This is a genomic window from Streptomyces actuosus (assembly GCF_016921115.1).
Classification (GTDB): Bacteria; Actinomycetota; Actinomycetes; order Streptomycetales; family Streptomycetaceae; genus Streptomyces; species Streptomyces actuosus_A.
On record NZ_JAFFZS010000221.1, the window covers coordinates 1 to 441 of the forward strand.

Sequence of the window (441 nt, forward strand, 5' to 3'; positions counted from 1 at the left end):
TCCAGGGCCTGGAGCGCGGCCAGCACCGCGTCGAGGGGCACCGGCTCGGCCCGGCAGCCCTCGAGGCAGCGCAGGGCCGGACAGGACTCGACGGCACGCGAATCCGAGGCCCAGGAGGCCAGGATGGCGCGCTTCTCGGCGAGCGACAGGCCCGGATAGGTCAGCACTTCGCGCGGGTGCCGGAAGACGTCGCCCGGCGCGACGAAGGCCTCGAAGGGATCGACGGCCGCCGCCCGCAGGGTCGCCGAAGCCAACGGCCCCAGGCGCTCGATGGTCGTGTCCGACAGCTGCATGACATCCTCCTCTCGGTGAGCAAGGGTCTCTCGGTGAGCAAGGGTCTTTCGGGGAACCGGGATTTCTCCGGAAGTACGGGATCGGCGGGCGCGATCCGAGCGTGCGCGCCCGCCGCGTCAGGCCCCCGGGGCTCGGGCGCCGCTCAAT

The 441-nt window shown here is 72.6% G+C and carries 1 protein-coding gene; it reads right to left on the bottom strand.

Annotation, left to right across the window (positions count from 1 at the left end; genetic code table 11):
• The coding region (locus JS756_RS36190) for a hypothetical protein (protein ID WP_205387501.1) at window positions 1–293 on the bottom strand (293 nt) is incomplete at its 3' end.
• Window positions 294–441 lie beyond the last annotated feature (148 nt).